General features: G+C 50.4%; 22 protein-coding genes. 16 read left to right on the top strand and 6 right to left on the bottom strand.

The genetic code is table 11. The features are described from left to right. Nucleotides 1–116 precede the first annotated feature (116 nt). Nucleotides 117–2960, bottom strand: a complete 2844-nt coding sequence (gene glnE / locus C2M17_RS04270; protein WP_105199619.1) for a bifunctional [glutamate--ammonia ligase]-adenylyl-L-tyrosine phosphorylase/[glutamate--ammonia-ligase] adenylyltransferase — start codon at nucleotides 2958–2960, stop codon at nucleotides 117–119. Nucleotides 2961–3031: 71 nt separating this feature from the next. On the opposite strand from glnE, the gene C2M17_RS04265 reads away from it, so the two are divergent. The 6 genes from C2M17_RS04265 to ruvX are packed head-to-tail and all read left to right on the top strand — an operon-like array spanning nucleotide 3032 to nucleotide 7159. After that, nucleotides 3032–3922 carry a DUF350 domain-containing protein gene (locus C2M17_RS04265; RefSeq protein ID WP_105199618.1) on the top strand — a complete coding sequence of 297 codons (891 nt, stop codon included), beginning with the start codon at nucleotides 3032–3034 and terminating at the stop codon, nucleotides 3920–3922. A gap of 15 nt (nucleotides 3923–3937) precedes the next feature. Beyond that, entirely contained in the window at nucleotides 3938–4360 is a 423-nt protein-coding gene (locus C2M17_RS04260) for a hypothetical protein (protein ID WP_105199617.1), read from the top strand. A 37-nt stretch (nucleotides 4361–4397) separates the two neighbouring features. Next, entirely contained in the window at nucleotides 4398–5132 is a 735-nt protein-coding gene (gene rsmE, locus C2M17_RS04255; RefSeq protein WP_105199616.1) for a 16S rRNA (uracil(1498)-N(3))-methyltransferase, read from the top strand. 56 nt (nucleotides 5133–5188) lie between these two features. After that, nucleotides 5189–6142 carry a glutathione synthase gene (gshB, locus tag C2M17_RS04250; RefSeq protein WP_105199615.1) on the top strand — a complete coding sequence of 318 codons (954 nt, stop codon included), beginning with the start codon at nucleotides 5189–5191 and terminating at the stop codon, nucleotides 6140–6142. 13 nt (nucleotides 6143–6155) lie between these two features. After that, on the top strand, nucleotides 6156–6713 hold the full coding sequence (locus C2M17_RS04245) for a YqgE/AlgH family protein (protein WP_105199614.1): 558 nt from the start codon (nucleotides 6156–6158) through the stop codon (nucleotides 6711–6713). Then, entirely contained in the window at nucleotides 6710–7159 is a 450-nt protein-coding gene (ruvX, locus tag C2M17_RS04240) for a Holliday junction resolvase RuvX (RefSeq protein ID WP_105199613.1), read from the top strand. Before C2M17_RS04245 ends, ruvX begins: the two co-directional genes overlap by 4 nt. A 137-nt stretch (nucleotides 7160–7296) precedes the next feature. On the opposite strand, the gene C2M17_RS04235 is transcribed toward ruvX, so the two are convergent. Next, nucleotides 7297–8433, bottom strand: coding sequence for a PilT/PilU family type 4a pilus ATPase (locus C2M17_RS04235; protein WP_105199612.1), 1137 nt, complete (start codon nucleotides 8431–8433; stop codon nucleotides 7297–7299). A gap of 14 nt (nucleotides 8434–8447) precedes the next feature. Then, nucleotides 8448–9500 carry a type IV pilus twitching motility protein PilT gene (locus C2M17_RS04230; protein ID WP_105199611.1) on the bottom strand — a complete coding sequence of 351 codons (1053 nt, stop codon included), beginning with the start codon at nucleotides 9498–9500 and terminating at the stop codon, nucleotides 8448–8450. Nucleotides 9501–9531: 31 nt separating this feature from the next. Here C2M17_RS04230 and C2M17_RS04225 point away from each other — a divergent pair, with 31 nt between their 5' ends. The 8 genes from C2M17_RS04225 to C2M17_RS04190 all read left to right on the top strand — a co-directional run bounded on the left by C2M17_RS04225 (nucleotide 9532) and on the right by C2M17_RS04190 (nucleotide 16391). After that, complete coding sequence (locus C2M17_RS04225; RefSeq protein ID WP_105199610.1) at nucleotides 9532–10221, top strand: YggS family pyridoxal phosphate-dependent enzyme; 690 nt, start codon at nucleotides 9532–9534, stop codon at nucleotides 10219–10221. A gap of 44 nt (nucleotides 10222–10265) precedes the next feature. Then, nucleotides 10266–11087 (top strand): pyrroline-5-carboxylate reductase, encoded by an 822-nt coding sequence (gene proC / locus C2M17_RS04220; RefSeq protein WP_105199609.1) that lies wholly within the window; start codon nucleotides 10266–10268, stop codon nucleotides 11085–11087. Nucleotides 11088–11108: 21 nt separating this feature from the next. Next, complete coding sequence (locus tag C2M17_RS04215; RefSeq protein ID WP_105199608.1) at nucleotides 11109–11642, top strand: YggT family protein; 534 nt, start codon at nucleotides 11109–11111, stop codon at nucleotides 11640–11642. Between the two features lie 87 nt (nucleotides 11643–11729). Then, nucleotides 11730–12167 carry a DUF4426 domain-containing protein gene (locus C2M17_RS04210; RefSeq protein WP_105199607.1) on the top strand — a complete coding sequence of 146 codons (438 nt, stop codon included), beginning with the start codon at nucleotides 11730–11732 and terminating at the stop codon, nucleotides 12165–12167. A gap of 10 nt (nucleotides 12168–12177) precedes the next feature. Then, nucleotides 12178–12762, top strand: coding sequence for an RdgB/HAM1 family non-canonical purine NTP pyrophosphatase (gene rdgB, locus C2M17_RS04205; protein ID WP_105199606.1), 585 nt, complete (start codon nucleotides 12178–12180; stop codon nucleotides 12760–12762). A 3-nt stretch (nucleotides 12763–12765) separates the two neighbouring features. Continuing rightward, nucleotides 12766–13902 carry a radical SAM family heme chaperone HemW gene (gene hemW, locus C2M17_RS04200; RefSeq protein ID WP_105199605.1) on the top strand — a complete coding sequence of 379 codons (1137 nt, stop codon included), beginning with the start codon at nucleotides 12766–12768 and terminating at the stop codon, nucleotides 13900–13902. 23 nt (nucleotides 13903–13925) lie between these two features. Next, a complete protein-coding gene (locus C2M17_RS04195; protein WP_105199604.1) occupies nucleotides 13926–14450 on the top strand; it encodes a DsrE family protein in 525 nt (174 codons plus the stop codon). A gap of 99 nt (nucleotides 14451–14549) precedes the next feature. Continuing rightward, nucleotides 14550–16391, top strand: coding sequence for a DUF885 domain-containing protein (locus C2M17_RS04190; protein WP_105199603.1), 1842 nt, complete (start codon nucleotides 14550–14552; stop codon nucleotides 16389–16391). 50 nt (nucleotides 16392–16441) lie between these two features. On the opposite strand, the gene C2M17_RS04185 is transcribed toward C2M17_RS04190, so the two are convergent. Both C2M17_RS04185 and C2M17_RS04180 read right to left on the bottom strand, forming a co-directional pair. After that, nucleotides 16442–17497 (bottom strand): PepSY-associated TM helix domain-containing protein, encoded by a 1056-nt coding sequence (locus tag C2M17_RS04185; protein WP_105199602.1) that lies wholly within the window; start codon nucleotides 17495–17497, stop codon nucleotides 16442–16444. 238 nt (nucleotides 17498–17735) lie between these two features. Further along, entirely contained in the window at nucleotides 17736–18287 is a 552-nt protein-coding gene (locus tag C2M17_RS04180; RefSeq protein WP_105199601.1) for a cytochrome P460 family protein, read from the bottom strand. Nucleotides 18288–18644: 357 nt separating this feature from the next. Here C2M17_RS04180 and C2M17_RS04175 point away from each other — a divergent pair, with 357 nt between their 5' ends. Together C2M17_RS04175 and C2M17_RS04170 are read left to right on the top strand one after the other, a co-directional pair. After that, nucleotides 18645–18995, top strand: a complete 351-nt coding sequence (locus tag C2M17_RS04175; protein ID WP_105199600.1) for a hypothetical protein — start codon at nucleotides 18645–18647, stop codon at nucleotides 18993–18995. Between the two features lie 163 nt (nucleotides 18996–19158). Further along, on the top strand, nucleotides 19159–19398 hold the full coding sequence (locus C2M17_RS04170; RefSeq protein ID WP_105199599.1) for a hypothetical protein: 240 nt from the start codon (nucleotides 19159–19161) through the stop codon (nucleotides 19396–19398). A 340-nt stretch (nucleotides 19399–19738) separates the two neighbouring features. Here C2M17_RS04170 and C2M17_RS04165 read toward each other — a convergent pair whose 3' ends face one another. After that, nucleotides 19739–20455 carry an SIMPL domain-containing protein gene (locus tag C2M17_RS04165; protein WP_105199598.1) on the bottom strand — a complete coding sequence of 239 codons (717 nt, stop codon included), beginning with the start codon at nucleotides 20453–20455 and terminating at the stop codon, nucleotides 19739–19741. Nucleotides 20456–20464: the final 9 nt, after the last annotated feature.

The following is a 20464-nucleotide window of genomic DNA, read 5'->3' as shown; positions in this document are numbered from 1 at the left end:
GCTTCGCGTCGATGACACCCTTAAGCCAACTTGCATCGGGTAGGCAGAGTCATCGACAACGACTTTGGCGGCTATAGACGGGCAAGTGCTTTAAAACAATTGCCCGCTAAGCCAGACTAGTCAACTAAGGACGATGAAAACAAGGCCGCCCACACATCACAGACGCTGGTTATTTCCTGTTGCACGTCCGCCTTGGCCACCAGCTTATCCTGGTTACGCAAACTCAATACATGATAAAGACCGCGGTAATGGCAATAGGCATGGATCAGCTGCTGCGCCTCACCTTCGCTAATGCAATCATAGGCCGCGGCGATTTCTAAAATGCGGATATTATCCGAGTAGGTCACCAGCTGCGGATGCTCGGCGGCATAAGCCAGCACCAGATACTGGGTAATAAACTCTATGTCCGTCATGCCGCCATGACCTTGCTTGAGGTCGAACAAGAGCTCGTTATCCCGACTCAGATGCTGGCGCATTTTCTCACGCATCTGCTGTACATCTTGTTGTAATTGCACCCGCTCTCGGCTCTGCGTCAGTATGCTGTGGCGTATTTCATCAAAGCGCGTCGCCAAATCCTGACTGCCATAAATCACCCGCGCGCGCACCAGAGCCTGATGCTCCCAGGTCCAGGCCTGAGTCTGCTGATAATGCAAAAAGCTTTCAATATTAATGGCCAGCAGGCCAGATGAGCCCTCGGGGCGTAAACGGGTATCCAGCTCATACAAGATACCGGAGCTGGTGCGGGTATTGAACAAATGCATTAGTCGCTGCGCCAGCTTTAAATAAAACTGGCGGGAGGAGATCTGCTTATCGCCATCGGTATTGGAGTCGCCATCATGATTATGGACAAACACCAGATCGAGATCCGAGTCATAACCCAGCTCTAAGCCGCCAGCCTTGCCATAGGCGATGACCGCAAAATCCTTGTGCTCATCGTCCGTGCCCTCGGGACGACCAAAACGCGCCACCATTTGCTGCCAGGCCAGGTTCACCGCCTGCTCAACTATGGCCTGCGCTAAGGCGGTCAGGTGATCGCTCACCTTCATTAACGGCAATACCCCTGTGGCATCGGCGGCGGCAATGCGCAGCTGCTGGGTTTGTTTAAACTGGCGCAGGGCTTCCATTTGCAGCTCAAGGTCCTGCTCATCAATCCGCAGGAAATATTGGCGGATCTCATTGGCATAGGCATCCAAGGGCAAAGGCTTGTAGAGCTCTGCCGGGTCGATCAGTTCATCGAGCAAAATAGGATGATGAGCAATTTGCTCCCCTATCCAACGACTGTGGGCACATAAACGCACCAATTGCTGCAGGGCACCTGGGTTTTCCAATAAAAGTTCTAAATAGGTGGTACGCGACATGATCTTATCGAGCACATTAGCGACCAAGGCGAATACCTCGCCGCTGGCGCTGATTTTTTGTAGCTGCGCCAAAACCTGAGGCATCAGCTTGTCTAAGGTATCCCGGCCGCGCTTGCCGATAGGCTGCTTGCTGACCCGCTCACGAAAATGCTGCAAAGGCGCCTGCCAGCTCGCCCTTTGATCCGAGTCTAGAATAACATCGCTGAGCGCCTCAATATCGCCGTGCTCCCAGGCCAATACATACCCGCTGTCCACTGTGGCACTGGGTTCCTGCTCAAACCCTATGACCTGCTCAAATTCAGTGCGAATGCGAACCATGGCGGCGTCAATCAGTGCCCGAGCCCCCTGCTCATCGGGCTGCTCTAGCAAATAGCTTAAGCGCAGCCAATCCTGATCGTTATCCGGCAACTGCTGGGTTTGTTGATCGGCAAAGGCTTGTAAATATTGCTCCACCCGGCGCAATAAGGCGTAGTCGTGCCAAAGCTGCTGATATTGGTCATCGTTGAATACCGTCAATGCGGTGAGCGCCTTAAGCGCCTGATGCAGCCCCGGAGTTTGCAATTGTCGCTCGCGGCCACCGCGAATCAGCTGCAGCGCCTGCACTACGAACTCCACCTCGCGAATACCACCGGCGCCGAGCTTAATATTGTCGACCAAACCCTTACGCCTTACCTCCTGAGCAATAAGCGATTTCATCTTACGCAGCGACTCAATCACAGAAAAATCGATATAACGACGATAAACAAAGGGTCGCAGCAAGGTATAAAATTCCTGATGGTAGGCGTTTGCGCTGCCGATCAGACGGCCCTTAAGCATGGCGTAGCGCTCCCACTCACGGCCCTGCTCCTGATAATAATCTTCCATGGCAACAAAGCTCATCACCAAGGGGCCACTGTCACCAAAGGGGCGCAGGCGCATATCGACACGAAACACGCGGCCATCGGCGGTGTGCTGATCCAGCGCCGCAATCACCTTTTGCGCCACCTTGGTATAAAACACCTGAGCTTCTACGCTGCGACGTCCGCCCTGAGTCGGTACCGAGCGCGGATAGGTGAAGATCAAATCGATATCTGAAGAATAATTAAGCTCAAAGCCCCCTAGCTTGCCCATACCTAAAATCATCATAGGCAGGCGCTCGCCCTGCTCATCCAGCGGCTCACCATTGAGCCTGGCCACCTGCGCATAGGCCCAGCTATTAGCGGCATCGATTAACTTATCACTCAACTCGGATACATAACGCATGGAGTCGGCAATATCGTTCTTACACACCAAATCGAGGTAGGCTACATGCAACCAATATTGCTGTCGGTACAAACGCAAGCGGCGCTGCGCTTGGGCATCATCAAACTCTTCCAAGGGCTCGCTAAAAACCTCGGGGGCCGGATAGGACGCTTGTTGTTCGGGAGCGAGCAGCCACTGACCCCAGTGCGGATGGGCGCTGAGCACCTTAAAGGCAAAGTCGCTGAGCGCCAGTAATTGCACCAAGGGCGACCGCAGGGGCGCCTGCTGAGGCGTCTCGGTTTCCTGCTGGTTATATATCTCTTGATAGCGACTTTCACCAAGTTGTTGTAATAGTGAGGGAATAGTTATGGCTGCTGGCATGAAATAGCTCTCTTTTAAGTTACGGCCAAGCGTACTAGGAATGAAGTCAAAGTTACTCTAATGTTGTCAGTATGACGTATTTTACCTTGTCAAACGAGTCCCTCTACACTTTTGCAATTTGCTTTGTGGCCATTGCCTTAGTGCTGTTTCTGCTGCGTATCTACACCCAGGTCAAGGCGCGACAAACCCTCAGTGAAGAGCTTGCCCAGCGCGATAACTTCGCCCTCGGCATCAGTTACGCCAGTTATTTGCTTTCTCTGGTGCTGGTCATAGGTTATCTACTCGACGACTTCTCCCTCGCCGTAATGAAGCAATCACCCTGGAAAGTGCCTTTTTTATTGCTGTTGATGATGCTGTTTATCAAGGTAGGTCAGGCCATACATCGCAAATGGATATTGAATCGTTTTAACGAAGAAAAGGCGATTTTAAAGCAAAACGTCTGTGCCGCCATGGTCGACTCCGGCATGTTGCTAGGCAACAGCATAGTAGTTATTGGATTAGTTAACTGGTCGCAAACCAATAGCCTATACTCTTTGCTAGTGGTGTCAGTCAGCTTTTTAATGTTGCAGTGCATGTTTGCCTTAGACAGCAAAATACGCGAGGCGCGCTTTGCTAAATTTAACCAGGGCGCATCACTGCAGAATAACTTTAACCTGGAAAACACCTCTATCGGCATCCGCTATGCGGGCAAGTCACTGGGTATGGCTCTGGCCATCTATGCCGGGCTTGCCAGTGCGACTTACCACAGCGGCAAGATGGTAGAAAACGTTTTTACATTGGCAGTACACTGTGGTCTGATGTGGATACTGGTTATGGCGATGTCACGGGTAGTACTTTTAATCGTGCTCTATCGCGTCAATACCGGTGTAGAAGTTGATCATCAGGATAATGTCGGCATAGCCGCGGTTGAGTTTTCGGTGCATTGCGCCATGGGCTATTTACTGATTCAATTTTTTGCATAGGGCATAAGGGCTCCCATGAACTTAAGCAATTTTCTCCTACTCGACGGTGATCCCCTGCTTAGTAATGCTTTTTGCACTCGAGTTGACAGTTCACAAGTGATTGTCGCCGGCGCCAATACCCGCCACATGGTTAAGCTTATGTTTGACCAACAGGCCAAGGATTATTGCTACTGTGATTTTACCAATGAAATCAGCGTTGCCGAGTTATCCAGTTACCTGTCGCGACATCATAAGATTGCCGGTGTGCTTATTTTTGCCGAGGTCTATAAGAGCGCCAACGACACCTTTAAATGGATAATTGATTCCCTGCATCCCAAGCGCTATCTGATCGAACAACATGACCAACATTACCACCTTAAACCTCTAGACACTCCCTTTCGCCACAACCACTTAAGCTGCAATCAGGACCCAGATTCACTTGCGCATTTAGGCGACTAGTTTAGACTGTCGCAAAACCCCCCTTTAGAGCATTCATATGAGAGTTCCGCATATTTATGAACCGGCATCCCTAGAACAAGGCATAGAGCTCGACCTAGGTGATGACGCCGCCGGACATATTGGCCGCGTGCTGCGCATGCAAAGCGGCGACCAGATCAGCCTGTTTAACGGTGAGGGAGGCGAGTATTTATGTGAAATTCTGATCGCCAGTAAAAAACAGCTTCGTGTCAAGGTGCTTGAATTCAATGACTTCGAGTGCGAATCACCCTTGGCGATTCACCTTGGTCAGGTGATCTCCCGTGGCGATAAGATGGATTTCACCATTCAGAAATCCGTAGAGCTGGGAGTCAGCGAAATTACCCCCTTATTTAGCGAGCGCTGCGGGGTAAAATTGGCAGCGGACAGACTGGCTAAAAAGCATCAGCAATGGCAGAAAATAGCCATCGCCGCGGCGGAGCAATGTGGTCGCAACCGCATTACCACCATACATGAGCCCATGGCTTTAGAGCAATGGCTGCAACAAAGCACCAAAGCCACTAAACTTACCTTACACCCCCGCGCCGAGCACAGCATTAAAACCTTGGCCGCACCCAGCGCAGGCGTGCGCTTTTTAGTTGGTCCGGAAGGTGGTTTCAGCGATGAAGAAATCGCCTCAAGCCACAATAATGGTTTTATCGATATCCGACTTGGCCCTCGGGTACTGCGTACGGAAACGGCGGCATTAACCGTACTCAGCGCGTTGCAGTTGGAATTTGGCGACCTCGGCAATTGATTTTGTCCGCCGCCAACCCCATTACATAATTAGAATTTTTTTAAGCGAGCATAGCAATGGCAATAAAACTGGGCATTATCAGCGACCCTATTTCTGGATTTAACATTAAAAAAGACACCGGCTTTGCGATGATGATGGAAGCGCATAAGCGAGGTTATGAGCTGTATTATATTGAAATGGACGACCTGTTTTTACGCCAGGGCCGTGCCTATGCTCATGCCGCCAAAGCTGCAGTGTTCGATAATCCTGAAAAGTGGTACGAATTGCAGCCCCAGGCCGATATTGCCCTAGGCGAGCTGGATATCATCTTGATGCGCAAGGATCCGCCGTTTGATACCGAGTACGTTTATGCCACCTATATTTTAGAGCGTGCCGAGCTAGAAGGCGCCTTGGTGGTGAATAAGCCACAAAGCCTGCGTGATGCCAACGAAAAGCTCTACACCGCCTGGTTTAGCGAGTTTACCCCGGATACCCTGGTAACCCGCTCGGCCAAGCAAATTCGCCACTTCCTTGGCGAGCATGGAGATATCATTCTAAAGCCTTTGGATGGCATGGGCGGCGCTTCTATTTTCCGCGTCAAACATGATGATGCCAATATCGGGGTGATCATCGAGACCTTGACCGAGCACGGCAGTCGCTATGCCATGGCACAAAATTATATCCCAGCGATCAAAGACGGCGATAAGCGCGTATTGGTAGTTGATGGTGAGGTGATCCCTTATTGTTTGGCCCGTATTCCGCAAAAAGGCGAAACGCGAGGCAACCTGGCCGCCGGTGGTCGTGGTGAGGTACGCCCGCTTAGCGATGATGAGCGTCGCATTGCCGAAGCCCTGGCACCAACTCTAAAAGCCAAGGGGTTGCTGTTTGTTGGTTTGGACATTATCGGCGATAAACTTACCGAAGTGAATGTCACCGCTCCGACTTGTGTGAAAGAAATCGAGGGCGAAACCGGTATATCTATTACAGGGCAGTTTTTTGATGCGTTGGAGCGTAAGCTCACGCCAGCTTAATTAAGGTACGCCTATGCAATCATTAACGAACCACTTTTTGATAGCCATGCCGTCGATGCAAGATCCCTTCTTCAAGCACGCGGTGGCCTACATTTGCGAGCACAATGATGATGGTGCCATGGGTTTGGTGATCAACCAGCCCATAGATGTGACCGTGGGCGAGTTGCTCGACAAGGTCGAGATAGATAACGACAAAAGCAGCCAGGCAGCAGGTCATCAAGTTTTTGCTGGCGGGCCGGTAAAAACTGACCGTGGTTTTGTACTGCACACCCCAAAACCCGGCTATGCTTCGTCGCAGGAGTTAAGCTCAGAAATCATGATCACCACCTCCAAGGATGTGCTTGCCAGCCTGACCACCAGCGATGCACCACAGGACTTTATAATCACCCTGGGCTATGCCGGTTGGGATGAAGGTCAGCTGGAAAAAGAGCTGCTGGAGAATACCTGGTTGATCATAGAGGCTGACCCGCAGATCATCTTTAATACTCCCATTAATGAGCGCTGGCACAAGGCCCTGGCTTTGGTGGGCATAGATGCAGACAAACTAAGCCTTGAGGCCGGACACGCATGAGTAACAGCAGTAAAGCGCCACAGGGACAACGCAGCGTGATGGGTTTTGACTTTGGCACCAAAAGCATAGGCGTGGCCATTGGCCAGGAGCTTACCGGTACCGCCAATGCCCTGCGCGCTATCAAGGCCCGTGACGGCATTCCCAACTGGGATGATATTCGCGCCCTGGTCAACGAATGGCAACCGGATTTACTGGTGGTGGGTCTGCCATTGAATATGGATGGCACAGAGCAAGACCTGACCCACCGCGCCCGCAAGTTTGCCAATCGCCTGCATAACCAAACTGGTTTACAGGTCGACACCCAGGACGAGCGCCTGACCACGGCAGCGGCCAAGGAGCATTTATTTGCCTCTGGCGGCTATCGCAACCTACGCAAGGATAATATCGACAACGCCTCGGCGGTGTTGATCCTCGAAAGTTATTTTTCCGCCGCCTACGGCGAATAAAGCCTTGTAGGTCGGGCTTGTAGCCCGACAATAGATTTACGACACATTTTGTCGGCCTGCAGGCCGACCTACAACGGATACAATAAGGGCGACCATGCGGTCGCCCTTAATTATTTATGCAGGTTTTTATGCCTGATTTAAAACTTATCGTCGTCGCTGCTTAAGCCGTCAACGGTCACACCTTGCAAGAAGCCGGCGCCCTGTTGGTCATTACTACGCAACTTGATCATCAAACGCAGATCGTTTGGCGAGTCCGCATGGTGTAGCGCATCGGCATAATTGATGCGTTTTTCCTGATAGTGGTTGAATAACGCCTGGTCGAAGGTCTGCATACCGATTTGCGTCGACTTGGCCATCACCTCTTTAATCGAGCCGATTTCACCTTTTTTGATAAGCTCGGCCACCATGGGTGAATTCAGCAACACCTCGATTGCCGCCACACGGCCATTGCCATCTGTGGTGGGGATCAACTGCTGGGCGATAATGGCGCGTAAGTTCAAGGCCAGGTCGTATTTCAGCTTCTCGTGCTTTTCTTTTGGCACCAGGTGCATAATACGGTCGATGGCTTGGTTAGCATTGTTGGCGTGCAGGGTTGCCACACACAAGTGACCTGTTTCGGCAAAGGCAAGGGCATATTCCATGGTCTCTTGCGAGCGAATCTCACCGATAAGGATCACATCCGGGGCCTGACGCAGGGAGCTTTTCAGCGCCGCTTCAAAGCTTTCCGTATCCAGACCCACCTCACGCTGAGTAATGATACTCTTATTATGTTCATGGACGAATTCAATCGGGTCCTCTATGGTCAGAATGTGACCCTTTTGATTGCGGTTACGATAACCTAACAGTGCCGCCATTGACGTCGACTTACCTGTACCCGTACCACCAACAAACAACACCAGACCCCGTTTCTTCATGATCACATCGGTTAATACCGATGGTAGGCCGAGGTCTTCCGCATTAGGAATAACCGTGTTAATGCGACGAATAACCATACCCGCCTGATCGCGCTGCCAAAATGCCGATACCCGGAAGCGGCCTTCTTCGGTGGCGATGGCGAAGTTACATTCTTTGGTGCTATGGAATTCATTGATCTGCTTGTCGGTCATGGCCGACTCAACCAGAGTCAGGGCCTCTTCATCGTTCAATACATGCTCGTCTAGCGGCGTAAGCTCACCATTGACCTTGGCGCTCACTGGTAAACCACTAGAAACAAATACGTCCGACGCCTCCAGGGCGACCATCTTATGCAGATGATGTGATAATGACTGTAACATTGTTGATTTCTATCCTACATACGGCCCGATAAACCGAACTGGGTTTTATCATGGGCTTTAGCTTTAGCTGCTTGAGTACTGATCAGGCCACGGTTCAATAATTCGTGTAAACACTGATCCATGGTTTGCATGCCGTGGGCGGCACCGGTTTGTATGGATGAATACATCTGCGCAATCTTATCTTCACGAATAAGGTTACGAATCGCCGGAATGCCTATCATGATCTCATGGGCGGCAATACGGCCACCGGAAACTTTTTTCAGCAGGGTTTGCGAGATAACCGCACGCAATGATTCCGAAAGCATAGAACGCACCATGTCTTTCTCTTCACCGGGGAATACGTCGATAATACGGTCTATGGTTTTTGGCGCCGAGGTGGTGTGCAGGGTGCCGAATACCAGGTGACCGGTTTCCGCCGCAGTCATTGCCAGACGAATGGTTTCCAAGTCCCGTAACTCACCCACCAGAATTACGTCGGGGTCTTCACGCAATGCACTACGCAGTGCGGCGTTAAAGCTATGGGTATCGCGGTGTACTTCCCGTTGGTTGATCAAGCATTGCTTATTTTGGTGTACAAATTCGATCGGGTCTTCAATGGTCAGAATATGATCGTGACGGTTGCTGTTGATGTAATCGATCATCGCCGCCAGGGTAGTTGATTTACCCGAACCTGTCGGCCCTGTCACCAGTACCAAACCACGCGGGTTGTCCGAGATAGTTTTGAAAATCTCCGGTGCACCTAAGTCTTCCAGGGTGAGAACTTCGTTCGGGATGGTACGAAACACAGCCGCAGGACCACGGTTGGTATTAAAGGCATTAACACGAAAACGCGCAAGATTCGGCACTTCAAACGAAAAATCCACTTCCAGCTTTTCTTCGTATTCTTTGCGCTGTTTATCGTTCATAATGTCATAGACGAGCCCACTAACTTCTTTTGCTTCCAGCACGGGAATATTAATGCGGCGCACGTCACCATCGACACGGATCATAGGTGACACACCAGCAGAAAGGTGTAAATCCGAGGCCTTGTGTTGCACACTAAAGGCCAGTAATTCGGTAATATCCATAAATAGGACTCCACAACCAACTGATAACTTTATGGTTACAATAGCAGAACGACTCGATGCCGCCTATGACAGAATAGCTCATGCGGCAAAAAAAAGCGGCCGTGATTATAATGACATCACTTTAATCGCCGTTTCTAAGAAAAAACCCTTAGAAGATATTCTAGCGGCTTTTGAGCATGGTCACAGAGAATTTGCAGAATCTTATGTGCAAGAAGGGGTTGAGAAGGTTCGCCAGCTTAGTGAATATAAGAATATAGTATGGCACTTTATCGGCCCGATTCAGAGCAACAAAAGTAAGGCCATCGCCGAACACTTTAGCTGGGTGCAAAGTATCGACCGAGAAAAGATAGCAAAGCGTCTTAACGAGCAACGTCCTAGTAACATGAAACCTCTGCAGGTGTTAATTCAAGTTAACATAGACGAAGACCCCAATAAATCCGGTTGCTTGCTTGATGAAGTACCGGCTCTGGCTGCCTTAATCGAGAACTGCAAACAGTTAAATTTGCGCGGTTTGATGGCCATTCCGGCACAGACACCAGACTTTGACGCACAATTACAATCTTTTAAGCAATTAAGTGCTTGCTTTGATAGACTAAAGGACCAATATCCACAGCTCGACACCCTGTCTATGGGCATGAGTGGCGACATGGATGCGGCAATCGCCGCCGGCTCCACCATGGTGCGCATTGGCACCGCCATTTTTGGCGAACGTGAGCAATAGCACTTAGGCGCCGAACATCGAATAACACAAGATTTGAGGTCTATATGTCACAGCAAACCATCGCGTTTATCGGTACTGGAAACATGAGTTACGCCATCATTGGCGGCATGGTGAAAAATGGCTTTGCCAAAGAGCAGATCATTGCCACCAATCGTAATCAGGAAAAACTCGCGAAGGTGGCCGCGGACTTTGGTGTACGCACCACCGCCGATAATATTGAAGCCCTGCAACAGGCCGACATCATAGTTTTGTCGGTTAAACCCCAGATGATGGCCGAGTTGGCACAAAGCTTTATTGCCGCTGGGGTCGACTTCAGCGACAAGGTCTTTATTTCCGTTGCCGCCGGTATCACGGTGAAACGTCTGCAGGAAATGCTGAGCCACCCGGTAAAAATGGTGCGCTGCATGCCAAACACGCCTTCGCTGCTTGGTCGTGGCGTCAGCGGTCTGTATGCCGAAGGCACCAGCGACGATGAGAACCAGTTTATTGAAGCCGTGTTTAAAAGCACAGGCCTGGTGGTCTGGGTCGATAAAGAAGAGCAAATCAATGACATCATAGCCGTCACCGGCTCGTCACCGGCCTATTTCTTCTTGTTTATGGAAGCCATTGAACAAAAAGCGATTGAGCTGGGCTTTAATGCCGAGCAAGCACGCGCCCTGGTACAGCAAACCGCTCTGGGTGCGGCGGAGATGGCTCTGTCGCAAACGGATATCAGCATCGCCCAGTTACGCGCCAATGTAACGTCCAAAGGCGGCACCACCCACGCTGCGGTGGAGCACCTTAAGGCGCATGGCTTAATTGAAAACGTCTCCGGCGCCATGGATGCATGCATTGCCCGCGCCCAGGAGATGGAACAAGAAATTTAATTTTTTATTAAGGCTGAACGCATGAACTCAGTGCATTTTTTAGTTGGCATCCTGTTTGATTTATTCCTTATGGTGGTGCTTCTGCGCTTTTGGCTGCAGGCGGCACGCGCGGACTTTTACAACCCGCTCAGCCAGTTTGTGGTGAAAGCCACCAGCTTTGCCGTGAATCCGCTGCGCAAGGTGATCCCCGGCTTTGCCGGTTTAGACATTGCTTCCCTGGTACTGGCCTTTATCGTCGCCTTTGCCAAGGTAGCCACCCTCTTGCTGATGTTTGGCGAAGGCTGGAATACCAGCTTGGTGCTGATGGGCGGTGTGTTCACCCTTATCCGCGAGGCCTTGCAGCTGCTGTTCTGGGTGTTGATCATTCGCGCCATCCTAAGCTGGGTGAGCCAGGGCTATAATCCTATCGAAGCCATCTTCCATCAGTTGACCGAGCCCATGCTACGGCCGATAAGAAAGGTGATCCCTCCCATCGGCGGCTTAGACCTGTCGATCCTGGTGCTGATCATCGGCTTACAATTTTTGCAGTTCTTATTAATGGATTTAACCCGTTAATCATGTCTCGGGCGGCACTAGTTCGCCCGATTTCTGATACACTTACTGAGTAGACCTTACAGTACTCACAACACAGGAGTGGCAGCTATGAAAGCCCTGCTATACAGCCTAATTTTAAGCCTTCTGTGCATGGCACCAAGCTATGCGGCGCAAAACGAAGTTCAAGGCGGTCAGTTTAAAAACCTTGGCCATTGGCAAGTTCACTATATTGCCTTTCCCTCAACCACTATTACGCCTCAGGTAGCCCGCAGCTATAACTTAGAGCGCGCCGGCGACCGAGCCCTGATTAATATTTCCGTGCTCAAGAACGACAAGCCGCAAACCGTGGCCATTTCCGGTGTGGCGAAAAACCTGCTGGGACAAAGCGAGGAACTTGAATTCCAGGAAATCAAAGAAGGCGACAGCGTTTACTATATCGCCCAGATGCGTTTTGAAGATGAAGAAACCTACCGCTTTGAAATTACCCTGACTCAGGGTACGACAGTGGAAGTGCTGCGCTTTCATCAAAAGCTATACAAAGATTAAGAGAGAACAGATGACAACTTGGGTGCTTGCCACCGGCAACAAGGGTAAGGTTGCCGAGCTCAGCGCGCTATTAAGCGACTTACATATCACCATAAAGCCACAAAGCGACTTTGACGTTAGTGATGTAGCCGAGACAGGCACCACCTTCGTGGAAAACGCCATTATCAAAGCCCGTCACGCCAGTGCGCAAACGGGCTTGCCGGCCATTGCCGACGACTCGGGCCTAATTGTCGATGCCCTCGATGGCGCCCCCGGCGTCTACAGTGCCCGCTATGGTGGCCCAGGTGCCAGCGACGGTGATAATATCGATAAACTGTTGCTGGATATGCAGGGGCTAACAAAGCGCAGTGCGCGCTTTTGCTGCGTGCTGGTGTTAATGCGCCACAAAGACGACCCATTGCCGCTGATCTGTCAGGCTACCTGGGAAGGCGAGATCACCGAACAGCGCAGTGGTTTTGAAGGCTTTGGTTATGATCCCGTGTTTAAGGTCAAAGGCCTGAATAAAACCAGTGCCGAGCTGACCAAGGCCGAGAAAAACGCCATTAGCCATCGCGGCCAGGCATTACAGCTGCTACTTGCTCAATTGCAGGGTTAACGCGTGACCCTGCCTCCATTAAGTCTATACATACATATTCCCTGGTGCGTACAAAAATGCCCTTACTGCGACTTTAATAGTCACGGTCAAAAAGGACAGCAGATCCCCGAACAGGAATATGTGCAGCACCTGCTTGACGACTTGCGCACCGATGCCCCCCTTGCGGCCGGACGCCCTATTCACAGTATTTTTATCGGTGGCGGTACTCCGAGCCTGTTATCGGGTGAGGCGCTGCAAACCCTGCTCGATGGCGTGCGTAAACTTACGCCGCTGGCCGACAATGCAGAAATCACCCTGGAAGCCAACCCGGGCACCGTGGAGTTCGGACGCTTTGCCGACTATGTTAAGGCCGGTGTGAATCGTATTTCCATCGGCGTGCAGTCCATGCAGCAGGATAAGCTCAAGGCCCTGGGGCGCATCCACAGTGCCGATGAAGCCAAGCGTGCGGCCGAACAGGCCCATCAGGTGGGGCTGCGCAGCTTCAACCTTGATTTAATGCATGGCCTGCCTGGGCAGAGCATAGACGATGCCCTTGGCGACTTACGTCAGGTGATCGCCTTAAATCCGCCGCATATATCCTGGTATCAGTTGACCATAGAGCCCAATACCCAGTTTTATTCCAAGCCGCCGACTCTGCCCGAAGACGACACCCTGTGGCAGATACAGGAGTTGGGCCAGGACCTGTTGCGCGAGGCTGGTTATCAGCAGTATGAAATATCTGGTTACGCAAAACCTGGCCATCAATGCCAACACAACTTGAATTATTGGCGGTTTGGCGATTATATAGGCATAGGTTGTGGCGCCCATGGCAAAATAACCACACCCGATGGCGACATAGTGCGCACCGAGAAGGTGAAGCACCCGCGCGGTTATATGGATCTTACCAAGCCCTATTTATATAAGCAGTGGTCCGTTACCGACGACGAGCGACCCTTTGAGTTTATGATGAACCGTTTGCGTTTGGCTGAGCCCTGCCCCCTTGCAGAGTTCCAACAATACACGGGGTTAGACCTAAGCCAGATTGAAGCTCAGTTACAAGCGGCGCAGCAGCAAGGCTTGCTCAGTCGTGACAGCACCCATATTCGGGTGACCGAGCGCGGCCATAGGTATCTCAATGAGCTGCTGGAAATGTTCGTTTAATAACAATAACTAGGATTTGGACAATGAAATTAACAGGTTTGCTTTTAGCTATTTTTTTATTGAGCCCTTGGGCTTACGGTGAACAAGCAAACCCTGTTATTCAAGACTTTGGTTACTTTTATCAGGTACCAGAGCATGCCACCATAGCTGCGGATACCCGCTTTAAAATCGCCTTCGATGTGGCCCCTGCGGCCAAGGCCGGCGAGCAAAATAACCATATCAATTCTCTGGCGCGCTTTATTAATATGCATGTGGCGCACGGGGTTAAACCAGAAAACATTGAATTAGCCCTGGTTGTTCATGGTGGCGCCTCGGTCGATGTGCTGAGCAATAAATTCTATAAAGAGCGATTCGGGGTGGATAACAAAAATCAGGCCCTGATCAGACAATTACTGGATAACAACACCCAGGTCTTTGTGTGCGGTCAGTCTGCAACCCATTATAAAATCAGTGCAGAGCAGTTGGTCCCCGGTGTACAAATGGCGCTTTCCGCCATGACCGCCCATGCGCAACTGCAGCAGCAAGGCTACACATTAAATCCATTTTAAAACCGCTCCGATAGGAGCCTTAAAACAACAAGATTATTTTAACTTTCGCGGGGCATCTGCCTTCGCACAACAACAAGTGAAAGGATAGGTAAAATAACTATGCGCAAGCTAACACTTATCGCCGCAGCCATCAGCGCCACACTGCTGGCCGGTTGCCAAAACACACAAAACACCAGCACACCGGCCGCAACGCCAGCGCCGGTACAAGAGATTGCTCAAAGCGAAGTCGAAAAAGCCAACGCTTTTTTTGAAGAAGTCTTTAACCGCAACATCATGCGCAGCCCTACATTCCAAACTTATATGGGTATTAAAAAAGACTATGATAAGTGGGATGACGAAAGCGAAGAGCGCGCCCTAGAAGACCTGGCTCTGGCCAAGGCAGATCTGGAAATGCTGAAAACCATCGACCGCAGCAAGCTCGACGCCACTACACAGGTGAGCTACGACCTGATGCAGCAAAACCTTGAAGAAGGCATTAATGATTTCCAATGGCGCTACCACACCTACCCGGTAAACCAGATGTATGGTACCCACTCCATGGTGGCGGCGTTTTTAATTAATCAGCACAGCATTGCCAATGTAGAAGAAGCAAAGGCGTATATCGCCCGTTTAAACGGCGTGCCTAAGCTGTTTGCCCAGTTGGAAGAAAACCTAGAAACCCGTGCCAGCAAGGGTATTATTGCGCCTAAGTTCGTGTTCCCCCATGTGATTGAAGCGAGCCAAAACATCATTACCGGCGCGCCGTTTGGTGGCGAGCAGGACTCAACCCTGCTGGCCGACTTTAAACGCAAAATCGAAAAGCTAGAGATCGATACAGAGCAAAAGCAAGCCCTTATCGCCGAGGCCACCGAAGCCCTTAAGGTCTCGGTTAAGCCGGCCTACGCCAGCCTTATCGGTTACTTGCAGCAGCTTGAAAAGCGTGCCGATGAGCGCGACGGCGCCTGGAAGTTCCCTGACGGTAAAACCTTCTATAACACCATGCTTGAGCGCACCACCACCACCGACCTAACGGCAGATGAAATTCATGCCATTGGCCTTGCCGAGGTGCAGCGTATCCATGATGAAATGCGTGCCATCAAGGAAAAGGTCGGTTTCGAGGGCGATCTCAAAGCCTTTATGGAATTTATGAAAACCGACAAGCAGTTCTACTATCCGGATACCCAAGAAGGCCGCGATGCTTACTTGGCCGAAGCGGTACGCGTAATCGATGATATGAAGAGTCGTTTAGACGAGCTGTTTATCGTGAAGCCTAAGGCAGATTTAACCGTGAAGGCGGTAGAAGCTTTCCGTGAAAAGTCTGCGGGTAAAGCCTTCTATCAGCAGCCTGCGCCGGATGGCTCACGCCCGGGCGTTTACTATGCCAACCTGTACGATATGGAAGCCATGCCGACCTATCAATTGGAAGCCCTGGCGTATCACGAAGGGATCCCAGGTCACCATATGCAAATCGCCATTGCCCAAGAGCTTGAAGGCGTACCTAGTTTCCGTAAGTTTGGCCGCTTCACCGCCTACACCGAGGGCTGGGGACTGTACTCTGAGCTACTGCCAAAAGAAATGGGCCTATACCAAGACCCCTACTCGGACTTTGGTCGCCTGGCCATGGAACTATGGCGCGCCTGTCGCCTGGTTGTTGATACAGGTATCCACGCCAAACGTTGGACGCGTCAGCAAGGCATCGATTTCTACGTAAACAACACACCGAATGCCACCTCGGATGCGGTGAAAATGGTTGAGCGTCATATCGTAATGCCATCACAAGCCACAGCCTACAAGGTCGGCATGCTGAAGATCGTTGAGCTGCGTGAAGAAGCGAAAAAGGCTCTGGGTGACAAGTTCGATATTCGTCAGTTCCACGACGTGGTATTGAAAAACGGCCCGGTACCGTTAAACCTGCTTGAAGAAATGGTGGCCGAATGGGTTGCTAAGAAGCAAGCCGCCTAATCTTACTAATGAGATTGGAATGAAAAAACGCCGGTCAGTGACCGGCGTTTTTATTTTCGTCCCCGCCACATCACCAGCCCGGAAACCACAAAGAATACCGGTAATAGGCTCAGCAACAACCAGAGCACCTGCACTATGGGCCCGGCAAAATCACCGATATGAAACTTGTATTTAAAATTCCATACCTGAGTAGGCAGATTGGCGGCGGCGCCATCGAAACTATTAATCACTTGCGCGCTGTAAGGGTTCACCCAGACCCAGGAATAGGCATGGCTTTCTCCGGGTTGTTTGAGGCGCAGCGCCAAAGGCTTTTCCGGGCTTTTGGGGAAATAAATGCGAAACAAGGTAGCCTCAGGAAACACGGCCAAGCCCTTTTCAAACGCCTCTTGGAAGTGCGTTTGCGTCATGGGGGTAATGTCATCAACCTGAGGGCGGGATTCAACCTGCCCCGGCAGCACGGCGTTGACCACGGCCTGTGTCGGCGCCTTCCAGTTAAAGGCAATGCCGGAAAAGGCGATAAGTAGCAAGGGCAAGCAGGTATACACGCCGAGCACATGGTGCACCTGGCGGTTGATCACCCGGGCCTTGGCGCGTCGGTTTATCTTCAGACGTTTTAAGCGTTGCTTGGGCTTGGCCCAGAGATAAAAACCGACCAAGAGCACCAGCATAAAGCCCAGCGCCATGGTTGACACCCAGTTGCGCAGCGGCATTTTGCCCTCACCGTCGCGCCATAATAACCAGCGATGCAAACCCATGGTAAAGCCGTACAAGGTGTCGTAATAAGCGTAGTTATGCAGCACCTCACCCGTGCTTGGCTCCAGGCTCGCATAACTGTCATCGGCCAGCCTTGCCTGCCAGGCCCAGCGGCTATCTTCTTCTATACTGATAAACTCTATCTTTTGCCCGCTCTGCTCCTGTACTTTTTGATACAGGGTATCCAGATCCAAGGGCGCCTCAGATGTGGCGCGCTGCCACAGCTCAGGATTCACCGCCAGTTGGATATCCTTGGCATAGATCAAAAGCGCCCCGGTGAGTGACATCAGCACTAAAAAAACGCTGATCACCAGCGCCAGGGTCAAATGAATTTTTCGTGCTACGCGTTTCAAACTGCAATTCCATTGGCTAACAACCCGGTCATTTTAAATGATAATAGGTATCATTACTATAGAAGAGGAAGTTTATTCTGCCTCCGGCCCTGATGCGAACACGAATAGGTTTGACCTTAAAAGCTAGTAAGGATTCTGCACAGAGGCTTGAGTTAGGGTGAAGGCCTGATCAACAAAGGCTTGTTCCAAAACCATAGCAATTTTCGGTTCAAGCCATTACTTGGGCGTTAGAATATAACTACTTTTTCAATACGGGATAGCCTTGGGTATACACCCAGTCAGTATCCTTGGCTGGCATATGACAACTTAAGCAGTCATTTTTGTAGTTGGTGGCTACATTTTTCGTCGGATTATCAGGTTTAAATAATGCCCACCCCCAACCGTCTCCCCACAAGGGGTTGTCCGCAAACCTGTTTTTACCGTCCTTGACCATCACAAACCATTGTTTGATCTGTCCACTCTCGTAACTGACGCCTTGGCCGGTCGTAAAATCACCGCTCTCGGCCACCCTTAACTCTTTAATAATCACCGCCCCGTCGGGAAACTCGCCGGTGTTGCGATAGTGCTCTAACGTGCCCTCGCTGGCATAAACGCCGTGAAAGCCGCTGGCATCACCGCTGGGTACCAACCAAGAGCCAAGGTGGGTGGTTGAGGTTCTAAAATCGGTCGCTAAAGTAATATTTCCTTTTTTATCAACAAATTCTTTAGGTAGATCCTTTGCTAAAGCGCCATAGGGCAGGCCTGCGATAAGCCCACTCAACAATATTATTTTCACTTGGTTAAGTTTCATATTGCTCTCCTATTGTTAATCTCTAAGGATAGTTAAAGGTTAAAATATAACCATGCAATATCATTCATACAGGCCTGTTTGAAAGCTTGCATTAGACCTTCTCAAAAAGCTTGCTTCAAAGGTTAGATCTGGTCGGTTCACCGACGTCAAGACAGAGGAAACACAAGGCTTTCGGCTAATCCTCGCCATCTTTAAAGTACGCTTATGAAAAAGTCTTAGCTGGCAAAAACTTGAACGATTTGTTATCAATATATGTGGAAACGAACGGGGAAAGGTGCATGCTGACTAATGCCGGCGTTGCCACTACCAAATTATGACAAGCTGTTTTTTACCTCACACTAGGATAGGGAAATTAAAATGAAAATTAACACGAGTTTGTTAGCGCTATCTCTATTGGCTTCTGCCTCGGGCTTCGCTGCAGAGACTTACCAGGTTACTACTTCAGTCTATACAAATGGTGAATTGGTTGCTTCGCCTGTTGTGCTAGTGGAAGCGGACAAAGCGACTTCAATGACCATTGGCGAGAACTTTAGCTACAATTTGACGGTAAAGCCGAACCAAGATGAAACGGCAGATGTTATTACGGCACTTACCCTTGAGAATGACACCCTCACCCCATCGTTCACGGTTGCCTATGGCAAAGAAGCCAGTATAGAAATTGGCACTCAAAAACTGACAATCTTGGTGAGTAGAGTTGACAACCAATAGCCGTCACCAAAAACGCGCCGGCTGGGCGCCCAACCCAGGATAAGTGGCATCAATAGGTACTAAATTGGGGAATGGTCAACCTAGAAAAGAAAGGTTTCTGGCCATTAGTGGTTCAAAAATTAACTATGCACATTAATACGTTAAAAAAACATGGAATAAGAATATGGAAATTATGGCATTTATCGGAATTGTAATATTTCTCATAGGTGGAATAGGTTTTCTAATAGCTGCGTTTAAAACCAATATCCTTTGGGGATTGGCGTGTCTATTTATCTCACCCGTTTCGATAATATATTTAATTTTGCACTGGTCAGAAGCTAAGAACCCATTCTTTCTTCAGCTTGCTGGACTTGCAGTCGTTCTTTTTTCTGGCTCTATGGGAGCGGATATAGCGTTAAATTAGAACTTCCCCGTTAATTTACTCCAAGCTCACAGGTATCGAACCTCCCGTTTAGATTCGCGCTTTCGATCTCAGATTTTGTTGTGGAGTGTGTCATTAAGAGTGAGGCACGATGCCGAGCTAGATTTATCAGCACAGGGATGTGCTGTTAAATCGCCTCAATGACTAAACGAAACGTTTAACAAAACGCTGAGTTCGCAAGCATAAGCGAATCACGGGCGCCTTGGGTTCCAAGGGGCGGTTGGCGCAAACCGCCCTTTGGTTGCCGTCGCCAACGCGACATGAACTAACCTCTGTGCAAGGAATTCACCCTTGAAGGTGACCTCTTGTCAGCGTCCTAACATTAGTCCACCAAATAATACTCAACCGTACTCACTACCCTCACCTTCTTCAGGTGCGGCGAGCTTGAATCTCGGTCGCTGATACTAAACTGTCCCTGACGCGCCGATTTAATTTTGCCGAGCGTCGAGTCCGAGTCGCGGGCAAATTTAACCGCCACTTCGCGGGCGTTGCGGGTGGCCTGCTCTATCATCTGCGGCTTAATATCGTTTAAGCCGGTAAACAGGTATTCAATACGGTTGGTGTAACGGTCACCGCCTATGGCGATACCCTGCTTAGCCAGTTCGCTGATCTGACTGCTGGCATGGCGTACCTTGTTAGGATCTTGGCTGTACACCGACATATTGGCGCTAACCAGGTAGCGTAGGCCGACCTGCTCGGGTCCGTATTGCTGCGCTTTTTTATCAACTACTGTGACCTGCCCCAGGGAGATTTCCTCGTCACTAAAACCGTGCAGCTTTAAAAATGCCACCACGGCGTTTTGTTTTTGCTCCACCGCACCGGTAACCTGCTCTAGTTGCTCACCGGCTTCGGTGAAAACTATGGGCCAAATGGCAGTGTCCGCCTGTACCTGCTGCTCGGCTAATCCCTTCACCGCCACGGTGCGATCCATAGCCTTAAACTCTATGATGGCATTGCTGAGCAAGATGCCGATAGAGGCCAACCCCAAGGCTAGAAGAAAAGCAGGTAAAATATTGATGTGCGTTATACTTTTGTGCATTGATGCTTC

Origin of the sequence: Pseudoalteromonas sp. T1lg10 (assembly GCF_002964545.1) — a bacterium.
Taxonomy (GTDB): Bacteria; Pseudomonadota; Gammaproteobacteria; order Enterobacterales; family Alteromonadaceae; genus Pseudoalteromonas.
Note: the sequence above shows the minus strand (reverse complement) of the source record. Positions and strands in the feature narration are given on the sequence as shown.